The organism is Candidatus Brocadia sp., from assembly GCA_021646415.1.
Taxonomy (GTDB): Bacteria; Planctomycetota; Brocadiia; order Brocadiales; family Brocadiaceae; genus Brocadia.
Genome location: SOEU01000012.1, coordinates 67,904 through 87,729, shown reverse-complemented (window position 1 = coordinate 87,729; position 19,826 = coordinate 67,904). Strand labels below are relative to the sequence as shown.

Below are 19,826 nucleotides of genomic sequence, written 5' to 3'. Positions count from 1 at the left end.
TGATAGTTTGGTGAGGTTTTTTGCTCTTTATTAAAGGGAAAAGATTTTGTACTTGCATTTGTAATTTTTAGAAGTATAATTAAATGAGATAAAAGAGTTATTAAGAAAAATAAATTTTTTCTTGACTCTTTTGGAAATACATGTAAAATATTTGATCTGTAGTTGATTGTAAATGTTCTTTAAAAATCAGAAGTCAAATGCGTGCGAGTAGTGAAGCTGATATATAGTCAGCTTTTGAGTTAAAAGAAGTTAAGATTGACAGGCTTTGCCTGTCTCCTTTGTAATATTATTATGAAGGGTATGATCTTGGCTCAGAACGAACGCTGGCGGCGTGGATTAGGCATGCAAGTCGAACGAGGGAGTATCCCGAAAGGGGTACAAATCGAGTGGCGTAAGGGTGAGTAATGCATTGATAACCTGCCTTTGAGATGGGAATAACAGCGTCCCAAGCAATTGGGGCTACCGAAAGGGCTGCTAATACTCAATAAAACTGTTGATACCTTGGTATTGATAGTCAAAAAGATGGGGTCGTAAGATTCCATTTGCTCAGAGAGGGGTCAATGTCCTATCAGCTAGTTGGTAGGGTAATGGCCTACCAAGGCAAAGACGGGTAGCCGGCCTGAGAGGGTGGTCGGCCACACTGGGACTGAGACACTGCCCAGACTCCTACGGGAGGCTGCAGTCGAGAATCTTTCGCAATGCCCGAAAGGGTGACGAAGCGACGCCGCGTGTGGGAAGAAGGCCTTCGGGTTGTAAACCACTGTCGGGAGTTAAGAAATGTAAGGATGTTAATAGTATTCTTACTTGACTAAGGCTCCGGAGGAAGCCACGGCTAACTCTGTGCCAGCAGCCGCGGTAATACAGAGGCGGCAAGCGTTGTTCGGAATTATTGGGCGTAAAGAGCATGTAGGCGGCTATGTAAGTCGGTTGTGAAAGCCTTCCGCTTAACGGAAGAATGGCGGCCGAAACTGCATAGCTTGAGTGCGGTAGGGGAGAGTGGAACTTCTGGTGGAGCGGTGAAATGCGTAGATATCAGAAGGAACGCCGGCGGCGAAAGCGACTCTCTGGGCCGTAACTGACGCTGAGTGTGCGAAAGCTAGGGGAGCAAACGGGATTAGATACCCCGGTAGTCCTAGCCGTAAACGATGGGCACTAAGTAGAGGGGTTTTGATTATCTCTCTGCCGGAGCTAACGCATTAAGTGCCCCGCCTGGGGAGTACGGCCGCAAGGCTAAAACTCAAAAGAATTGACGGGGGCTCGCACAAGCGGTGGAGCATGTGGCTTAATTCGATGCAACGCGAAGAACCTTACCGGGGCTTGACATGGTAGAAGTAGAAACCCGAAAGGGCGACGAATGGTATCCAGTCCATAACTACCACAGGTGTTGCATGGCTGTCGTCAGCTCGTGTCGTGAGACGTTGGGTTAAGTCCCCTAACGAGCGAAACCCTTGTCTTTAGTTGCCATCAGGTCAAGCTGGGCACTCTAAAGAGACTGCTGTCGTCAAGACGGAGGAAGGTGGGGATGACGTCAAGTCATCATGGCCCTTATGTCCCGGGCTGCACACGTGCTACAATGGTTGGTACAAAGGGATGCTAAACTGTAAAGCGGAGCGAAACCCATAAAACCAATCCCAGTTCAGATTGGAGGCTGAAACCCGCCTCCATGAAGTAGGAATCGCTAGTAATCGCGGATCAGCTACGCCGCGGTGAATATGTTCCCGAGCCTTGTACACACCGCCCGTCAAGCCACCCAAGCAAGATGCACCCAAAATCGCCGGCCAAACCCGTAAGGGATGGAAGTGCTTAAGGTGTGTTTTGTGAGGAGGACTAAGTCGTAACAAGGTAGTCGTAGGAGAACCTGCGGCTGGATCACCTCCTTTCTAAGGAAGTAAAAAAAGATGTGCTGCTACGCACGCATAAGACTTCTATTTTTGTAGTCTCTTTACGAGGTATGTGGTAGGGAGAGTTTGTTAGAGTGGGATTGCGGGCCCAAAATGTTGGCCAGTAGTTTTGGGCCTATAGCTCAGTTGGTTTAGAGCATTCCCCTGATAAGGGAAAGGTCAGTGGTTCGAGTCCACTTAGGCCCATCACCCTCATAAGATTCTAAAGCAGGGGATGTAGCTCAATTGGGAGAGCGCTGCCCTTGCAAGGCAGAGGTTGGCGGTTCGATCCCGCTCATCTCCACCACTTTGAATCGTCGTAAAAGATTTGAGGTGTGTTGTTTGTGGAAGTTGTTCTTTGAAAAGTGAATACTTAACGGGTAGCAATTTGATCCTCTTTGTTTGTAAGGGTAATAAGATAACACAGATTGTCAAGCTACAAAAGGGTACATGGTGGATGTCTAGGCGCTGAGAGACGATGAAGGACGTGGAAGACTGCGATAAGCTTCGGGGAGCTGTCAAACAAGCTGTGAGCCGGAGATTTCCGAATGGGGAAACCTTCTATGGGTTTATGCCATAGAATTGGTATCTGAATATATAGGATATCAAAGGTAACGGAGAGAAGTGAAACATCTCAGTAACTCCAGGAAAAGAAAAAAATTTTGATCTCCTGAGTAGCGGCGAGCGAAAAGGAAAAAGCCTAAACCGGTTATGTGTCAAGCCCTTGTGCGTTGCATAGCCGGGGTCGCGGGGATTGCATGAGACAGGGCAAGGCCTGTCTGGGAAGTTACAAATGCATTTTTTAACTGAATAGTTCTGGAAAGATTAACCGCAGAAGGTGATAGTCCTGTAAGTGAAAAAAAATGCACTTTTAACGCAATTACCCGAGTAACACCCGTCTCGTGGAAGCGGGTGTGAATTTAGGGAGTCCACTCTCTAAGGCTAAATACTACTCAGCGACCGATAGTGTACAAGTAGCGCGAGCGAAAGATGAAAAGAACCCCTGTTAGGGGAATGAAATAGAACCTGAAACCGTGAACTTACAAGCGGTGGGAGCACTATGGTTCTTTAATTAGAATAATGTGTGACCGCGTGCCTTTTGCATAATGAACCGGCGACTTATTATGTATTGCAGGTTAAGTCTTTATGGGACGAAGCCACAGCGAAAGCGAGTGTGAAAGCGCGAAATGTATGTAGTGCATAATAGACCCGAAACCATGTGATCTACCCTTGGTCAGGATGAAGCGAATGTAAAAATTCGTGGAGGTCCGAACGCACTTGCGTTGAAAAGCGAGGCGATGAACTGAGGGGAGGAGTAAAAGTCTAATCAAACTTGGTGATAGCTGGTTCTCTCCGAAATAGCTTTAGGGCTAGCCTTATGGCGTGAATATAGTGGGGGTAGAGATACTGAATAGATTCTGGGGCCTACCAGGCTACCAAGTCCAATCAAACTCCGAATACCATTGTATAAGTCATAGGAGACAGACTGTGGGGGATAAGCTTCATTGTCAAAAGGGAAACAACCCAGACCGACAGCTAAGGTCCCTAAAATAGACTAAGTGATAAAGGAAGTGAGAGTGCTAAGACAGTTAGGATGTTGGCTTAGAAGCAGCAATCATTTAAAAAGTGCGTAATAGCTTACTAACCGAGCATTCTTGCGCCGAAAATATTGCGGGACTAAGTCTATTACCGAAGCTTCGGATTATCGAATTATTTATGATTCGATAGTGGTAGGAGAGCGTTCTATGTTAGGTTGAAGAGAGACTGTGAAGACTCTTGGACGATATAGAAGTGATTATGCCGGTATAAGTAGCGATAATATAAGTGAGAATCTTATTCGCCGAAAGCCTAAGGTTTCCTGGGGAAGGTAAATCCGCCCAGGGTTAGCCGGAGCCTAAGTCGAGGCTGAAAGGCGTAGATGATGGACAACAGGTTAATATTCCTGTGCTACCATAATAGCGTTGAACATGGGGGGACAGAGGTGTGAAGGTTAGCAAACCTAATAGACACGGCTTGTTCAAGCCGGAGGTGTTGTCTCAGGCAAATCCGAGACGCATGGCACCGAAGGTGAGTACGTGGGCGTATGCCTTTAAGTAACCGGAGCATCTTTCAAGAAAAGCCTCGTTTGCGAGCTATTATGGTGTCCGTACTAAAACTGACACAGGTAGGCGGGGAGAGGATCCTAAGGCGCTCGAGAGAACCCTCGTTAAGGAACTCGGCAAAATCACTCCGTAACTTCGGGAAAAGGAGTGCCTCGAGTAAAATCGAGGCCGCAGTTAAAAGGCCCGGGCGACTGTTTACTAAAAACACAAGTCTCTGCTAAGATTTAAAATCAACGTATAGAGACTGACGCGTGCTCGATGCCAGAACGTTAAGGGAATGGGTTAGTGTCCGAAAGGATGCGAAGCTCAGAACCGAAGCGCTGGTGAATGGCGGCTCTAACTATGAGAGTCCTAAGGTAGCGAAGTTCCTTGTCAGATAATTACTGACGTGCATGAATCGCGTAACGACTTGGGTACTGTCTCAACGAGGGACTCGGCGAAATTGTAGTCGTGGTGAAGATGCCACGTACCCGCGGCAAGACGGAAAGACCCCGTGAACCTTTACTGTAGCCTATTATTGGGTTTTGGCACAGTATGCGTAGGATAGGTGGGAGACTAAGAAGTTCTGGCCCTGGCCAGAATGGAGTCGACGTTGAAATACCACTCTTACTATGTTAAAATTCTAACCAAACACCGTGAATCCGGTTTTGGGACAGTGTTAGGTGGGCAGTTTGACTGGGGCGGTCTCCTCCTAAAGAGTAACGGAGGAGTCCAAAGGCTTTCTCAGTGCGCTTGGCAACCGCACGTAGAGTGTAAGGGCAGAAGAAAGCTTGACTGCGAGACCTATAAGTCGAGCAGATGTGAAAGCAGGGCCTAGTGATCCGGTGGTTGTGTGTGGAAACGCCATCGCTCAACAGATAAAAGGTACTCCGGGGATAACAGGCTGATCGCCCCCGAGCGTCCATAGCGGCGGGGCGGTTTGGCACCTCGATGTCGGCTCATCGCATCCTGGGGCTGGAGAAGGTCCCAAGGGTTCTGGAGTTCACAGATTAAAGCGGTACGCGAGCTGGGTTTAGACCGTCGTGAGACAGGTCGGTCCCTATCTGCCGTGGGTGTTTGATATTTGAGGAGATCTGTCCTTAGTACGAGAGGACCGGGATGGACGTACCTCTGGTGCACCAGTTGTCGTGCTAACGGCATAGCTGGGTAGCTACGTACGGAAAGGATAAATGCTGAAAGCATATAAGCATGAAGCCTACTCCAAAACTAGATATCATTTTTCTTAGAGAAAGAGAGACACCTTGAAGACTACGAGGTTGATAGGCCAGAGGTATAAGTATAGTAATATACTAAGCTGACTGGTACTAATTAGTCGAAAAGCTTGACTTTTTGTTATCTTGTTAGTCTGCGATGCAAAGTATCAATTGTTACCGTTAAGTTATTCCTGATTTTTTAATTTTTCCGGTGGGTATAGTAAGAAGGAAACACCCGTTCCCATTCCGAACACGGCAGTTAAGCTTCTTACGCCGATGGTACTGGCGAAAGTCGGGAGAGTAGGTTACTGCCGGGAATTATTTACATAAAAACCCGTCCCGTAATTTCGGGATGGGTTTTTTGTTTAATAAAGATTTTTAAACGGAAAATCATCGTTAAGTCACATTTTTTATGCTTACAAATGAGGATAAATTTAAAGAATATCTTGAATCGAAAAATCTAAAATTTACACCTGAAAGGCAAGCAATACTTAATCGGGTATTTGCAAACCCGAAACATTTTGAAGCAGATGAATTATTGGTTGATCTCAGACTGCACAAGTTAAGAATTTCTAAGGCTACTATTTATCGTACACTTTCTTTGCTTGTAAAAGGTGGTTTATTGAGAGAAGTTATTTTTGGTGAGAGGCATGCGCACTATGAACAAGTATATGGGAATGATCATCATGATCACTTGGTTTGTAACAACTGTGGAAAGATAATTGAATTCGTTGAACATAGAATAGAAAAACTTCAAGATGAGGTTTGCAGAAAGAATAAGTTTGAACCGGAATCGCATCGTTTGCAGATACAAGGTTTATGTGAAGATTGTACTAAAAAAAATGATATTGTAACGAGGAAGAAAAATCCAATTGCGGGGGCGTGATTTATGTCTCAGGTATGTCTAATATGTGGGAAAAAAACACAGGTTGGAAATCAGATTGAACGGAGAGGGTTAGCTAAGTGGAAGGGCGGTGTTGGTAGGAAAATTACTGGTAAAACCAAAAGAAAATTTAAAATAAATTTACAAAGAGTAAGAGCGAAAATTGGTGGCACCGTCAAAAAAATTAGAGTTTGTACCCGATGTATCAGTGCCGGTAAAGTGACGAAGGCCTTGTAAAAAAACTAGAGCATGGTGTGTCCGCCTTCATGAAGATAGATAAAAAAGTTATTGAATATATAGCTAGTCTTTCTCGAGTTGAGCTTTCTGAGCCAGAAAAAGAGATGTTTGTTCACCAACTCAGCGATATTCTATCTTATATAGAAAAGCTTAATAAGTTAAATACCGAAAATGTTAAACCGATGGCCTACACAACAAATGCTTCTAATGTATTTAGAGAAGATATGTTAGAACCTTCGATTCCTTTAAAAGATGTTCAGTTAAATGCCCCTGCCATAAAAGGTGTTTTTTTTAAAGTACCAAAGGTAATTGAATAAGGATATTTGAATTAAAGAGACGTGTCTTTGAGACTTTTTGAATCCACCGCACTTCAAATAAAAGCAAAAATCTTATCAAAAGAAATACATGTAACAGAGCTTGTTAAGCATTTTGTTAAACGGATAAAAGATGTTGAGCCGAATATTCAGGCTTACATAACGATACATGAAGAAGAGGCATTAAAAAAAGCAGCGGAAATTGATAAAAAAATTGAAAATGCCGAAAAAGTCGGTTTGCTTGCAGGTATCCCGGTTGCCGTTAAAGATAACATCTGCACCAAAAATTTATATACCACCTGCGCCTCAGAAATACTTAAGAATTTCATTCCTCCTTATGACGCCTTTGTTGTTAATCGTCTAAAAGAAGAAGATGCCGTAATCATTGGCAAGACAAATTTAGACGAATTTGCAATGGGGTCATCTACAGAAAATTCTCGTTACAAAGTAACACGCAATCCCTGGAATCTTGATTATGTCCCTGGTGGCTCTAGCGGCGGTTCTGCTGCGGCCGTAGCTGCTGATCTTTCAATAATGGCTTTAGGATCTGAAACTGGTGGTTCTGTCAGACAGCCTGCAGCCTTTTGTGGCGTCGTAGGTTTAAAGCCAACATATGGCCGGGTATCACGGTATGGTCTGGTCGCCTTTGGCTCTTCTCTCGATCAGGTTGGCACAGTAACAAAAGATGTGAGCGATGCGGCTCTCATATTACAGGTAATCGCAGGTTATGATTTGCATGACTCTACTTCTGCAAATGTACCTGTTCCTGATTATTTAAATGGTATTGATTCCGGTATTGATGGCTTACGGATTGGGATTCCAAAAGAATACTTTGCAACTGGTTTGAGTGCAGATGTTCATAAAGCACTTAAAGATGCTTTGAAAGTATATGAACGTCTTGGTGCAAAAGTTATTGATATATCTTTGCCACATACCGAATATGCTGTTGCAGTTTATTATATTGTTGCAAATGCAGAGGCAAGCTCAAATTTAGCACGTTACGATGGTGTTCGATATGGACACAGGACATCCGAATCACACGGAATTATAGACATGTATTGCCGTACCCGGTCTGAAGGATTTGGTAACGAAGTCAAACGGCGTATCATGTTAGGAAACTATGCGCTGAGTTCCGGATATTATGATGCTTATTATTTGAAGGCATCAAAGGTCAGGAATTTAATAAAAAATGATTTCGATATTGCCTTTGAAGAGGTTGATTGCATCATTTGTCCTACCTCTCCTGTGCCCGCCTTCAAAATAGGTGAGCGTGCTAATAATCCATTAGAGATGTATCTTTCCGATATCTATACCATTCCGGCAAATCTTGCTGGCATTCCTGGTATTTCGATTCCTTGTGGGTTTTCAAGAGAAGCGTTACCCATTGGAATGCAGATTCTTGGAAAACATTTTGAAGAGAAAAAATTATTACAAATCGCATATGCTTTCGAGCGGGAGACTGATTTCCATCTAAAGAAACCCGTATTGAAGGTTTCTTCAGTGTAAGGATAATATTCAAAAGGCTTTCGTGTATGGAATACGAAGTTGTTATTGGTTTAGAAACTCATGCAGAATTAGCGACTGTCACGAAATTATTTTGTGGATGCAGCACAAAATTTGGTGTTGAGCCAAATACGCAGGTCTGTCCTGTATGCCTTGGTATGCCGGGTGTCTTACCTGTAATGAACAAAAAGGCCTTTGAGTATGCGATGAAGGCAGCTATAGCACTCAATTGTAAGATCGATGAATTTACAAATTTCGATCGAAAAAGTTATTACTATCCTGATTTGCCAAAAAACTACCAGATTTCCCAAAATTATTATAATTTGGGTGTTGATGGGTACATGGATATCGGTGTAAATGGCACCATAAGCAGGATTCGTATCCACAATGTCCATCTGGAAGAGGAGGCAGGGAAACTCATCCATCCCGAAGAAATTGGTGCAGATTACAGTCTTGTTGATTTTAACAGGGCGGGTGTCCCACTCCTTGAGATCGTATCATATCCTGATATGAGAAATGTGGATGAGGTGGAAAGCTACATGCAAACCTTACGAAAAATACTTTTATATACAGGAATTTCAGATTGCAAGATGCAGGAGGGGTCTCTTCGGTTTGAAGCAAGTATTTCGCTCAGGAAGAAAGGCTCTGATAAACTGGGCGACAGGGTAGAAATAAAGAATCTTAATTCGATGAAGTCTGTTTTGAAGGCTATAGAATATGAGGCAAAGAGACAGTCAGAGGTATTAGATCGGGGAGAAAAAGTTGATAGGGAAACGAGGTTATGGGATGAACTAAATGAGAGGAGTGCTCGGATGCGTTCAAAAGAAGAAGCCCAGGACTATCGTTATTTCCCGGAACCAGACCTTTTGCCTGTTTTGATTGATGAAAAATGGTTGCGAGCAATAAAAGACACGATCCCTGAACTTCCTTTAGCTCGAAGACAAAGGTTTATGGAAACGTTTGCGCTTTCTGAGTACGATGCTAGTTTGCTTACCGATGAAAAGATACTTGCAGATTTTTTTGAAGAATGCGTAAAAGTCGTGAATCGCCCTAAGGCGTTCTGTAATTGGATTACGAATGATTTGTTGAGAGAGGTAAAGGATAGAAAATTAGATATCTATAATTTGAAAATCAAGCCCAAACAATTGGCAGCTTTAGTTGAAATAATAGAAAAAGGTACCATCAGCAGTACCATTGCAAAGGAAGTATTCTCTGAGATGATTTTAACGGGAAAGGATCCGAAAACGGTTGTTGATGAGAAAAAATTAGCGCAGATCAGTGATGAAGGGTTGATTGAAGCGGTAATAACGAGGGTTATATCAAGCAATCCAGACGCGATAGAGGATTACAAAAAGGGCAAAAAAAATGCCCTTACCTTTTTAGTAGGGCAAGTGATGAAGGAAACCAAAGGTAAGGCAAATCCAAAAATAGTGAATGAGATGTTAGTGAAAAAAGTCGGTGCATAAAGAATTAGTTTTGGTATAATTCTGTTTGTATATGATTCCTTTTATAGATAACGACGTATGTGAGAGGAAAATGCAAACGGGACATCCTTTGGTTAAAAAGGCTACTCAGAAATATACATGGGATGACTATCTTACGTGGCCAGAGCATGAGAGATGGGAGATTATTGATGGCGTGGCTTATAACATGACACCAGCCCCATCGGTGAAGCATCAGATTGTTGCAGGTAATTTCTTTAGTCAGCTACGCAAAAGCTTACCAATAAAACATGCAAACCGTTTATAGCCCCCGTTGATGTAATTCTTACCGAATATGATATAGTCCAGCCTGACCTTTTTGTTGTTTGTGATAAGAATAAAATTAGCGATGCGAATATACGGGGGGCTCCTGATCTTGTTATCGAAGTCCTTTCACCTGCCACAGCTTTAAAGGATTTGAGGGAAAAGAAGTGTCTTTATGAAAAATCCGGCATAAAAGAATATATCATTATTGATCCTGTTGAGGAATATGTAAAAAAATTTTTGTTGGATGTGGATGGGGGCTTATAGTAAGGGTGAAGTATTTGGTCCTCAGGAAGTCTTACCTTTCAAAGTGCTCGAAGGGATTGAGATAAACCTTTGGGAGATTTTTGAGATTGAGAAAATAGAAGATTGAATGAGAGAAGATGAAATAAAGTGCTCTTCTCTATATAGGCGCTTATAAAAATGTTTTGACATTTTTAGCAAAAACATGAATAAAAACTAACCCTGTCAGGGTTTAAAACCCTGACAGGGTTGACTCACAAATTTCGTGCTTCGGATTTTGTCTTTTTCGACTCGTTCGGATTAGGGTTATGAAAATACAAGGTTCAAATCTATTTCCAGACCTTTCAAAAGTGGCGAATACAAGACAGCGTCTGCAGGATACAACTTTTCTGTCTTGTAACCATTTTTGGTGAGTGTTAATACCTCTATCGTTTGTTTTGCCGGATCAACGATCCAAAACTCTTTAACACCGTATTTAAAATAAAGCTTGCGTTTGATCTCCCTATCACGATACCCTGTCTTTGGAGAGATAATTTCTACGATTAAATCAGGCGCTCCCTGAATATTGTCTTTTGTGATAATATTTTTTCGCTCTTTTGACACATAGACAATATCTGGCTGCACGACATCCTTATCAGAAAAAACGACATCAAACGGGGCGTAATACACAGAACCAGACTTATTCTTTTTCACGTAACCAAGCAGTGCATATCCGAGTTCCCTTGATATACGTTGATGATATTCGTTTGGTGAAGGCACCATAAAAAACTCCCCCCCGACAAGCTCATATCGCTTATCTTCTGACATATGGAGGTAATCCTGATAGGTAAATCTTACCTTTGCAAGTGTTTTAGCCATGGTTTTGCTGACAAATGATAACGTAAAAGACAATTCACAAATAAACAGTAGTAGGGTAGGCATCGCCCACCCTGCCTTGTTAATCCGGTTTACAAAAAATCGGGGATGCGCCCAACTGATTTTTGTTTGTGAAAGTAACAGAAATAAGAAATAAAGTCAAGAGAGTATTTAGGGTTAAAACTCTATGATTTGCAAATACTTAAATGGTTGCACTAATTCAAATAATAATTTAACTTCTTCTTCAAATTAAAGAAAATAAAAGGTCACCTTGACCGCCAGATACACAACACAGCAGTCGTGGGGTGGTGCGAGTCCAATTGGAAGCGGACGAGCATTTCCGGCTTCGCAAGTGAGGCTATTTCATTTTGGAGGGTAACTTGATCGTCTCGCCGGCTACCATGAACGTGCCTCTCCCGCGATGATGAACCGTCCTCGGGTCTTTGCTTGCGGGGTCGATCCACGCCTTGAGCACCTCAAGGATGAAGAGGTTGTATTTGGCTACCATCTTCCCATCAACGACCTTGCATTCAAGATTCGCATAGCACTCGCCGATGAGCGGTGCCTTGATGCACGAGGCGAGTACTTGTGTGAGCCCAAAGGTCTTGAACTTGTCGACCTTTCGTCCGGAGGTATTCCCGCAGCCTACCACCTTTTTCGTCAACTCCACCGTCGGGATGTTGATCACGCATTCCCTGGTTGCCTTCAGGATGTCGAACGTGTAGTTTCGATTGCTAATCACACAACCCACGATTGGCGGCTCGAAATCTATCATCGTGTGCCACGACATGGTCATGATGTTTGCCCGCCCCTTGCTGGCAGTCGTGACCATTACCACTGGTCCCGGCTCGAGCAGACCATAGACCTTGGACAAGGGAAACGATTTTTTCACTATTTTAGAACCATTATTTTTGGCGGCTTTCATGAGTACCTTTGTCTCTCCTTATGAATGTCGAGGTAAGTTTGATGATGCTGGCGAAGCAATTGACAGGCTCAGAGCAAGTGCCGGCGTCACAAACTGGCCATTTGCCGTTCTCACGTTTCAGGCTCTTCAGGTCAGTCCACTGCAACCGTGCCATGGATCCCGTAACGAATCAGACGGTAACTTTTCGGGGTTTCATGATGTCTTACGTCCTACGGCAAGACTCATTGGCGGATATTAGGCCGTCCACAGGAGCGCTTTGAGTAGCGCGGCCAAAATGGTATTAAAGCCCAGGATACTAACGGCGGCGCGATCCGCCTAATATGCCACCTAGCACGCCGCGTAAGATCTGGCGACCTATCTGACTTCCTACGGTACGCGCGGCCTGTTTGGCCAAAGTTTCCACCATGCCCTGCCGGCGTCTGGTGCCCCAGAGCAACTCGCCAACCAGTCCACCACGTTCGGGTGGTTTCTCTACTTTAGCCTGGCTCGGTACAGAATCGGCTGTCTCCCTCTCCAATGCCCTCCGGTTCAGGATCTCGTAAGCTGACTCACGGTTTACTGGCGAGTCATACTTGCCGCTTATAGGACTGCGCGCCCGCACTATCGAACGTTCTTCGGGCGTCACCGCTCCCATCCGGCAACGCGGCGGACAAATCAAAGTGCGTTCTACCGGCATCGGAACACCTTTTTCCTGCAGTGTGGAAACCAGAGCCTCGCCAACACCGAGTTGGGATATGACTCTGGCGACATCAAGTTTCGGATTTGGAACGAAGGTTTCCGCGGCGGTGTTCACTGCCTTCTGGTCTCGAGGCGTGTAAGCCCGCAGTGCATGCTGAATGCGGTTTCCGAGCTGCCCCAGGATCTCGTTTGGCACATCGTCAGGGAATTGCGAGCAGAAATACACCCCAACGCCCTTAGACCGGATAATTCGCACGACCTGCTCCACCCGTTGGCGCAACATTGGAGGTGCATCGTCAAACAGCAGGTGGGCCTCATCGAAGAAGAAGACCAGCTTTGGCTTGTCAAGGTCGCCCACCTCAGGCAGGTTCTCGAACAGTTCTGAAAGCAGCCAGAGGAGAAAGCTCGAGTACAATCGTGGTTTCAGGATAAGTTGGTCTGCGACCAGGATGTTAATGATACCGCGGCCGCTGAGATCGGTACGCAGCAAATCGTTAAGCTCCAGTGCAGGCTCGCCGAATAATGATTTCCCGCCTTCCCGCTCCAGCGACAACAGAGCGCGTTGTGTGGCGGCTACGGATTGTGTACTTACCAGGCCATATCGCGTCGAGATCTCTTTGCGATTATCTGTGACGAATCCGAGCAGGGCACGCAGGTCTTCGATGTCAAGCAATAGAAGGCCATGGTCGTCCGCCAACTTGAAAACGATTTCAAGCATCCCAACTTGGGTATCGTTAATTTCGAGGATGCGGCCAAGCAGTTCTGGGCCGATTTCACTAATAGTGGTGCGTACCGGATGACCAGCCTTGCCATACAGATCCCAGAACAACACCGGGTTTGCCTCATTGGTATAGCCCTCAACACCGATTTGGGCAATACGCTGCCGGATCTTCTCGTTGGCGGTGCCAGCCATTGCCAGGCCAGCGACATCACCTTTTACGTCAGGCATGAATACCGGCACGCCCAAACGTGAGAAGCCCTCTGCCAGCACCATAAGAGAAATAGTTTTGCCGGTACCGGTTGCTCCTGAGACCAAACCATGACGGTTGCCATACTTCGCGAGTAAGTAAACAGGCTGTTCGCCCTTGCCGATAAGTATCTGTTTCACGCACTCCTCCTCTCTGTCGATGCGAATACTATCACCCAACCTTCATGATTCGGAGCTTGTTGACCACTTTGTTCTTTTAGTGTATGGTTCACGCCCAATGACTGTGCGTAACCGGGTTTAAAGGGGCACGGCCACCTCAACTCGACCTTTAGCAACAATGTGTTCCCGTGTTCCTTCAAAAGAAAAAGTTGCATTGGAAAGGATGAAATAAAGAGCTCTTCTCTATGGTGTTATGAAAATACAAGGTTCAAATCTATCTCTAGCCGTTTTTTCATTCTTTTGACACATAGACAATATCTGGCTGCACGACATCTTCATCAGAAAGAGCAACATCAAACGGGGCATCATAAACAAAACCAGACATATTCTTTTTTACGTAACCAAGCAGTGCATATTCGAGTTCCCTTGATATGCGCTGATGATATTCATTTAATGAAAGCACCATAAAAAACTCCCCCTCGATAAGCTCATATCGCCTATCTTCTGACATATGGAGATAATCCTGATAGGTAAATTTTACCTTTGGAAGCGTTTTCGTCATGGGAGTGTTGTAAGGTTGGTTTAAGTAAAAGGTATCTAAAACAGCTTTATTACAACATATAAAACATGCTTTTTGCTGAAATTAACAGAAATGAGAAATAAAGTCAATGTAAATTGCTTGAAGAAATAAGTGTAAAGCTTTGGGAGATTTTTGAGGTGACGAAAGTATAAAATTACCTTCGTTGTTTAGCTTAACATCAAGACTATTATCAAGATTAAACAGGTTGTCCGAGAATACAAGTTCGCGAAAGTTCGGATATTGATTTATAAGGACTTATGACTTGAAAAATCGCAAAAAAGTGAATTCTCGGACAGCCTGTAAAGACCTGACCCCCAATCTATGGTCTAATTTCTGTATCAGTCATCATGACAGAACCTCCTTTATGAAACCAATTGGATCATTAATTTTAATATAGTCTATTTGATCTGCCCATTGTAAAATCTTATCATCCGTAGTTAGAAAATAATCACACTTTGAGAAAATAGCACAAGATATATGCAATGAATCAATTTTTTGAATACCAATTAGGCGGTTTTTATTTCTTTGCTAATTTCTTAATGTTTAAGATGTGGTAATCATATAGAAGGCTCCTTAACAATCATATGCCAAATGGTATCATAAAAGCATCGTGAAATAAACTGTTAAAACTGATAAACAGGAGGAGCATGTATGAGTTATTATGTAGGAATAGATTTACATTCAGATAATAGTTATATAGGGGTGATAGATAAGAAAGGCATTCGGATATTTGGGAAGAAACTCCCCAATGACCTTGGCGTGATATTAAAGGAATTGAAGCCGTTTAAGAAGGAGATACAAGGAATCGTGGTAGAGTCGACGTACAACATTAAGTATTTTATCCGTAGTTGAGCGGAATGAAAAAAGCGTATTGATTATACCTGAACCTGTGAAAAGAGAAAGAGGTTTATACCTTCCTCTTCGCAAGCTCAATTACGGATAAAATACCGTTGAACGAAGCCGCTGCCCCCATACTATGGGGATTCAATCATACGGCTTCTATGTAAAATACATTTTTTGTTACATGTGTAGTAGATATTTGTCAATAATGCTTTCGGAAACATCATGTTTTTCAGGAAAATATATTGAAAACTTTGGTATTCTTTAAAGACATTTGCTCAAAAAGGGCGTACCTCTCTCCTTTGTACAGTAAAAATACACTTCCCTCTGGGATAAATCAAGACTGAATTACCCCTTCCCAGGAGGTGCATGAATGAGGGGAAGTAATGTTTCTCTCCTCACCATCGTGCCTTTTCCACAACAAGGGCATATCTGTGGATCAATCCCAGTCAACCTGGTAAATAATTCTTCCCATCTCAAAGAATAAACTATCGAACGCCTACTCTTTGGAATACTACCGCGAAGCGGTTTCGTTCAACGAACGACGGGCGCTTCAGCCGCCGGAGTGGGCAGATGGCGACTCAACGCACAGGACGACTAATAGCGAGTAACCATTGTTCGCAGCGCGCGTAGGCGGTCGGCTGGAAACACGTGTTAGACCGCCATTTGCCTCGAAAGCGACGCCCACCAAAGTAGATAACGTCTCAGCGCTCCACCGCGTCCAAAATGTCACGCGAAATAAAACCGCCTTCACCGGAAAGCCACGTACGTGACGTGGTCGGCTTGAGTGTGTTCTCTGTCGTGCGTCTTGGTCGTACACCTTTTGGCGGCGGGTCTCTTCACCTTGTGGTCAATTCTTTGCCTACCGCATCTTCGTTGGGCACGCCGATTGAGTGATGGAGATGCACAATTTTCCATTCTCCATCTTCCTTATGAAAGATGGCAGTCCCACGAAATGTCAGTTCTTGACCATTCGGCAGGCGGAATGTCGGGCGATCCGCAACCCAACCCACTGTGCCTTCAATGAAAGCATTCATTTCACCTGCTTTGATTTGTATTCCGCCCATCTCCCGCAATTGTGCTTTGAACATTCGGGCAATCGTGTCATACCCTTCCCACCACTCGTTCGGGTCACTGCCGATTGCAAGGACACCAGTTTGAAGGGAGAATATGCGTTCAACGGCCCTCACATCTCCCGATGTCATGCTCTGGTAGTAACGAAGCATGACATTTTTCAGTTCATCTGACGGATTCATGTCGGATTCTCCTTTCCTGGAATTGTAAAGCGATTGTTGGTTTACAAACGGCATGGCAGAGAACACATACTTCACGCAAGCGGCATAACGGCTCGCGTTAGTGGCAGGTGGGAGGGACGAGACTCGCCGTCGAAACGGGACAAAGCTCAAAGCTGCGAGAACGCTCAAATAACGCAGCACGTACCCACCTGTCCACTGCACGCATTGTTAGGCTGCCTGCACTAATCATTTCGTACATTTAGCCGAAACGGAATACTACCATCGTTTTTCTCTTCTAGAGGCTGGCAAAGAATTGCTTGTAGTTCAGGACTTATCGCTAGATCAAATTTACCCTCACCCAGGTGGGATAAGCGAACATACTTGCTCTGAGTTTCTAGGTTGTGTCGGATTACGATCGTAATCACCTTACCTTGCAGACTAAAGAATACCCAGTAACGAAAACTATCTGAATCAAGCTGTTCTCGAACCTTACTGCGCCAATCTTGGCTCAAGAGCGTAGACTGATCCACGGATACAGAGTGAGAAAAGACTCGAGTATCATTGGTTAGGGACGAATTCACAATTACCGCATTCTCACGGCTAATGGCTGAAATGTAGGAAACTGAGCTAATATTAGGGCCATAGAGTAAATAGTTGGTGTCTTCTTGCCAACTGACCTTTCCTTGAGCGGTAGATAGTCCGAATATCAACCCACCTACATTCATTTGGATCAAATCATCGTGAACGCCATAAGATTGGACAATTGCCGCAATTATTGCTAGAACTCGATCAACCGCAAGACTGCCGGATGCCAAAACTTTTAGCACACTGGGGGTTAACGCGGCATGATACGACGTGAGACTTCCTATCTCGTAGTAATCAGCATCGGATTTATCGAGTCCTTTTGCTGTATCCCACTTAATCAATTCACTTTTTCCATCTGGGGTTGACGATGCAATAAGAAGAGCTACTCCTCGCTTAGGATCGAATGGCCCCATGCCGTCAGCGAAACGTGTTAGCTCTCTGGCTGACTCCGCGTATGCAACATTATCTTTTAGTAAGCCAATTATTTCCGACGCCACGGCAACATTTCCTGCAAAGCCAATAGCTGTTCCTTCACTGATTGGTACTAGCTTCAACAAGGACTCTTGCACATACCCATCTTTAGTATCGGAATGGAGTTGTCCGAAGCTAGAATAGTCTAGGCTTGGTTTATCAGGCTTTGTTATCGCAGTATCCGCAATCAAGAAGACAGATCCACGATATTTCCATCCTGCACAATAAGTCATACATCCTTCTTTCTGGCAGCCTAACGCCTAAGCTCTGCCGCGGCGGCGCGTCAGCGCCAACGACGGCAGAAGCGCCTTGTTAGCTGCCATTCTGGTCCGGCTCCTCAATTTCCGGGACTTGAAAGATCATCGGGGTGCCACTGCTGAATGCTTTTCCGACCGCGATCGCATGTCGGGACTTGAGGCGCGTTAGCGTCGCAAGATAATCCGAACTCATATGATTGGCTAGAAAATCCGCGCTTGTCTTGTCGAACTGTTGAAAGGCGACCACCGAATTACATTGGGTCAATACAGTTTTTGATACATTGGCTGTACGTTGTGCGATAACCATGAATCCAACGCCATACTTTCGGCCCTGCAGGGCGATTTGGCTGATGCTGTTGACGACAGTACTTGACCGCTTATCTTCGACGCCCAGGAAATTCCATTCAGGAACCACTGTGTGCGCTTCCTCAAGCACCACGCAGATTCTTCTTCCATGAAACGCTTTCTCTTTGGCTAGTTGAAATAATGTCTTGAAAAACCACTTCGTGTATTCAAGGATACCTACCGAGTTCGTTACGTCAGGCAGCTCGAATAAAACTGCCTTTCGGTCATCAGCGACAAAAGCCTCTATCGCCTGACGGAACCCTCTGTTTAGAGCTTGTTCGCATTTTGCGATTAACGTCTTATCTCTCTTGTTCGGAAACTCGTCTAACTGAACGCCTATTTGGTCGATTGCCTGAAAGAGTTCTGCGTCGGTCTTGCCATCGATTAGCGTACCTCCGATGATGTCGGCCAACTTCTGGCTGTACTCGTTGGTGAAATCGACACATATTACTTTTGTTCCGTGATCCGCAATTTGACGCACTAGGTTCCGCGCAAAAACCGATTTGCCCGACCCCGTTACACCCAAAATTGCAAGGTGGTGTGTTACCGCAGATTCAAGGTCAATGAAAACCGGAAACTGGGTTCCCGGTATATCGCCAATTTTGTATTCGTTTGGTTGTGGTTGCGGTACCTCAACTGGACTTGCCTTGACGACCGGAGAGTTCATGACGAGGACCCACCCGAATCTATCAAAACGCCTAGTAGTGGGATTCCACGTTCCCAACTGGACTGCTTCCCCAACTATCATCCCTGCTTCATCCCGGGACTCAAGTCGCTCCGTCTCTGTTATCCCTTCCACAACTTGATACAGTACACGGAGGTTGCGAGTCTCCACCTCGACCAACTCACCTTCTTCGACGGGCACTTGGAACGCATACTCAAACTTTATTTTTTGTATGTCGGACCCTTCACGTACGGTGCCGACCAATGTTTGAAGTAACTGAATGTCGTTGCTGGGAGTGAGCTTGTAAACGGCGGCATCTTTGATGGATTCTGGTTGTGCCGTTTTCTCTCTAAGTTCAGCGAATGAGTCGCTGGTAAGAATCCTTAACCATCGTTGTTGATTTAACTGATACGTATCCAGAACTAAGCCGGTTATCCACGCACCTTCCTTTACCGCTTTGGAAGAAAACCCCACTACGTCGAAACGTTGAATTGAAGGTGAGTCAGGAAAGGTGCGTGCCAAGAACGCACTATCCGATTGCACGCTGAAAATCTCCGCAACCATCTCTTCCGTTATTGGTTTGGGGAAACGAAATATACGCAACACCTTAGCAGGGTCTACGGCAAGGAGGATTGCTGCATAAATCAACAAAACAACGAACAGTGAAGACTGGCTATCAACGTAGAACAGGGTTGTGACAATAAAAACCGAGAACCATATAACCCGGCTGTTCGCAAACGTGATTGATGCCGTGTATAGAACATTGGAAATTCTGTTTGCAGTTGAAGATGCGGAACGGTTCTGATTTAACAAAAGAAGCGACAACAGGGAAAAAACCAAAAATACCGCACTGTATATCCAGAGCGCCCAGTACCACCCGCCCGTTTCGGCAAGGAGCGGATGAATAGGCGATAAGAGAAGCAAGACAGAGAGAGTCGAAGCAACCACATCAGTTGGACGAGTGAAATAGTGTTCCGCAAGCAGGCTGACAAACGAAAGAGTCACCAAGGCAGAGAGCACTATGATTGCCCGGTCTCCCATTGCGGAGATTGGATTTCTGTAAACCCAATATACGATCCCGAGGACCAGCATGGTGCCAAGGAAGATTGTTATGCGTTGTCCCTTTGTCATTGCGATGGTGGCACCCGTTTTATGGCAGTCAACGAATAGAAATTAGCGGCGGCACGAAGTGCCGTCCGCTACA

The 19,826-nt window shown here is 44.8% G+C and carries 14 protein-coding genes, 2 tRNA genes, 3 rRNA genes and 1 pseudogene; 13 read left to right on the top strand and 7 right to left on the bottom strand.

Annotated features, from left to right (window positions below; genetic code table 11):
* The first annotated feature begins 289 nt into the window (after positions 1 to 289).
* The 11 genes and pseudogenes from E3K36_11020 (at position 290) to E3K36_10970 (ending at position 10,230) form a co-directional block, all read left to right on the top strand.
* A 16S ribosomal RNA gene (locus E3K36_11020) occupies positions 290 to 1,883 on the top strand.
* A gap of 129 nt (positions 1,884 to 2,012) precedes the next feature.
* Positions 2,013 to 2,090, top strand: a tRNA-Ile gene (locus E3K36_11015).
* A 21-nt stretch (positions 2,091 to 2,111) separates the two neighbouring features.
* Positions 2,112 to 2,187: transfer RNA gene (locus E3K36_11010), tRNA-Ala, on the top strand.
* Positions 2,188 to 2,307: 120 nt separating this feature from the next.
* Positions 2,308 to 5,311, top strand: a 23S ribosomal RNA gene (locus tag E3K36_11005).
* Positions 5,312 to 5,382: 71 nt separating this feature from the next.
* A 5S ribosomal RNA gene (gene rrf, locus E3K36_11000) occupies positions 5,383 to 5,492 on the top strand.
* The 16S, 23S and 5S rRNA genes sit together here with 2 tRNA genes alongside, the layout of an rRNA operon.
* Before the next feature lie 95 nt (positions 5,493 to 5,587).
* Positions 5,588 to 6,061, top strand: a complete 474-nt coding sequence (locus E3K36_10995) for a transcriptional repressor (protein MCF6155758.1) — start codon at positions 5,588 to 5,590, stop codon at positions 6,059 to 6,061.
* A gap of 3 nt (positions 6,062 to 6,064) precedes the next feature.
* Complete coding sequence (gene rpmB / locus E3K36_10990; GenBank protein MCF6155757.1) at positions 6,065 to 6,295, top strand: 50S ribosomal protein L28; 231 nt, start codon at positions 6,065 to 6,067, stop codon at positions 6,293 to 6,295.
* Positions 6,296 to 6,330: 35 nt separating this feature from the next.
* On the top strand, positions 6,331 to 6,612 hold the full coding sequence (gatC, locus tag E3K36_10985) for an Asp-tRNA(Asn)/Glu-tRNA(Gln) amidotransferase subunit GatC (protein MCF6155756.1): 282 nt from the start codon (positions 6,331 to 6,333) through the stop codon (positions 6,610 to 6,612).
* A 27-nt stretch (positions 6,613 to 6,639) separates the two neighbouring features.
* Entirely contained in the window at positions 6,640 to 8,115 is a 1,476-nt protein-coding gene (gatA, locus tag E3K36_10980) for an Asp-tRNA(Asn)/Glu-tRNA(Gln) amidotransferase subunit GatA (GenBank protein ID MCF6155755.1), read from the top strand.
* Between the two features lie 26 nt (positions 8,116 to 8,141).
* Positions 8,142 to 9,578: an Asp-tRNA(Asn)/Glu-tRNA(Gln) amidotransferase subunit GatB gene (gatB, locus tag E3K36_10975; protein MCF6155754.1), complete on the top strand. Its 1,437-nt coding sequence runs from the start codon at positions 8,142 to 8,144 to the stop codon at positions 9,576 to 9,578.
* A 70-nt stretch (positions 9,579 to 9,648) separates the two neighbouring features.
* Positions 9,649 to 10,230, top strand: a pseudogene (locus tag E3K36_10970) (Uma2 family endonuclease).
* 176 nt (positions 10,231 to 10,406) lie between these two features.
* Here the strand turns inward: E3K36_10970 and E3K36_10965 are convergent.
* On the bottom strand, positions 10,407 to 10,958 hold the full coding sequence (locus E3K36_10965; protein MCF6155753.1) for a Uma2 family endonuclease: 552 nt from the start codon (positions 10,956 to 10,958) through the stop codon (positions 10,407 to 10,409).
* A 355-nt stretch (positions 10,959 to 11,313) separates the two neighbouring features.
* Positions 11,314 to 11,850: a flavin reductase family protein gene (locus E3K36_10960; protein ID MCF6155752.1), complete on the bottom strand. Its 537-nt coding sequence runs from the start codon at positions 11,848 to 11,850 to the stop codon at positions 11,314 to 11,316.
* Between the two features lie 28 nt (positions 11,851 to 11,878).
* On the opposite strand from E3K36_10960, the gene E3K36_10955 reads away from it, so the two are divergent.
* The gene (locus tag E3K36_10955) at positions 11,879 to 12,118 is read left to right on the top strand and encodes a hypothetical protein (protein MCF6155751.1); all 240 of its coding nucleotides are present in this window, start codon (positions 11,879 to 11,881) and stop codon (positions 12,116 to 12,118) included.
* 57 nt (positions 12,119 to 12,175) lie between these two features.
* Here E3K36_10955 and E3K36_10950 read toward each other — a convergent pair whose 3' ends face one another.
* Positions 12,176 to 13,666, bottom strand: coding sequence for a DUF853 family protein (locus tag E3K36_10950; GenBank protein MCF6155750.1), 1,491 nt, complete (start codon positions 13,664 to 13,666; stop codon positions 12,176 to 12,178).
* A gap of 271 nt (positions 13,667 to 13,937) precedes the next feature.
* Positions 13,938 to 14,207, bottom strand: coding sequence for a Uma2 family endonuclease (locus tag E3K36_10945; GenBank protein ID MCF6155749.1), 270 nt, complete (start codon positions 14,205 to 14,207; stop codon positions 13,938 to 13,940).
* Between the two features lie 669 nt (positions 14,208 to 14,876).
* Between E3K36_10945 and E3K36_10940 the strand changes: the two genes are divergently transcribed.
* Positions 14,877 to 15,077, top strand: a complete 201-nt coding sequence (locus E3K36_10940) for a hypothetical protein (GenBank protein ID MCF6155748.1) — start codon at positions 14,877 to 14,879, stop codon at positions 15,075 to 15,077.
* An 827-nt stretch (positions 15,078 to 15,904) separates the two neighbouring features.
* Here the strand turns inward: E3K36_10940 and E3K36_10935 are convergent.
* From E3K36_10935 to E3K36_10925, 3 genes are all read right to left on the bottom strand, one after another.
* Entirely contained in the window at positions 15,905 to 16,321 is a 417-nt protein-coding gene (locus E3K36_10935; protein ID MCF6155747.1) for a hypothetical protein, read from the bottom strand.
* A gap of 221 nt (positions 16,322 to 16,542) precedes the next feature.
* A complete protein-coding gene (locus E3K36_10930; GenBank protein MCF6155746.1) occupies positions 16,543 to 17,589 on the bottom strand; it encodes a hypothetical protein in 1,047 nt (348 codons plus the stop codon).
* 79 nt (positions 17,590 to 17,668) lie between these two features.
* A complete protein-coding gene (locus E3K36_10925) occupies positions 17,669 to 19,753 on the bottom strand; it encodes an ATP-binding protein (GenBank protein MCF6155745.1) in 2,085 nt (694 codons plus the stop codon).
* Positions 19,754 to 19,826: the final 73 nt, after the last annotated feature.

Coding starts and splice junctions, on each gene's coding strand:
- E3K36_10935 (MCF6155747.1), bottom strand. CDS start 16,321: ATGAATCCGTCAGATGAACTGAAAAATGTCATGCTTCGTTACTACCAG.
- E3K36_10965 (MCF6155753.1), bottom strand. CDS start 10,958: ATGGCTAAAACACTTGCAAAGGTAAGATTTACCTATCAGGATTACCTC.
- E3K36_10995 (MCF6155758.1), top strand. CDS start 5,588: ATGCTTACAAATGAGGATAAATTTAAAGAATATCTTGAATCGAAAAAT.
- rpmB (MCF6155757.1), top strand. CDS start 6,065: ATGTCTCAGGTATGTCTAATATGTGGGAAAAAAACACAGGTTGGAAAT.
- E3K36_10940 (MCF6155748.1), top strand. CDS start 14,877: ATGAGTTATTATGTAGGAATAGATTTACATTCAGATAATAGTTATATA.
- gatB (MCF6155754.1), top strand. CDS start 8,142: ATGGAATACGAAGTTGTTATTGGTTTAGAAACTCATGCAGAATTAGCG.
- E3K36_10925 (MCF6155745.1), bottom strand. CDS start 19,753: ATGACAAAGGGACAACGCATAACAATCTTCCTTGGCACCATGCTGGTC.
- E3K36_10945 (MCF6155749.1), bottom strand. CDS start 14,207: ATGACGAAAACGCTTCCAAAGGTAAAATTTACCTATCAGGATTATCTC.
- E3K36_10930 (MCF6155746.1), bottom strand. CDS start 17,589: ATGACTTATTGTGCAGGATGGAAATATCGTGGATCTGTCTTCTTGATT.
- E3K36_10955 (MCF6155751.1), top strand. CDS start 11,879: ATGAGTACCTTTGTCTCTCCTTATGAATGTCGAGGTAAGTTTGATGAT.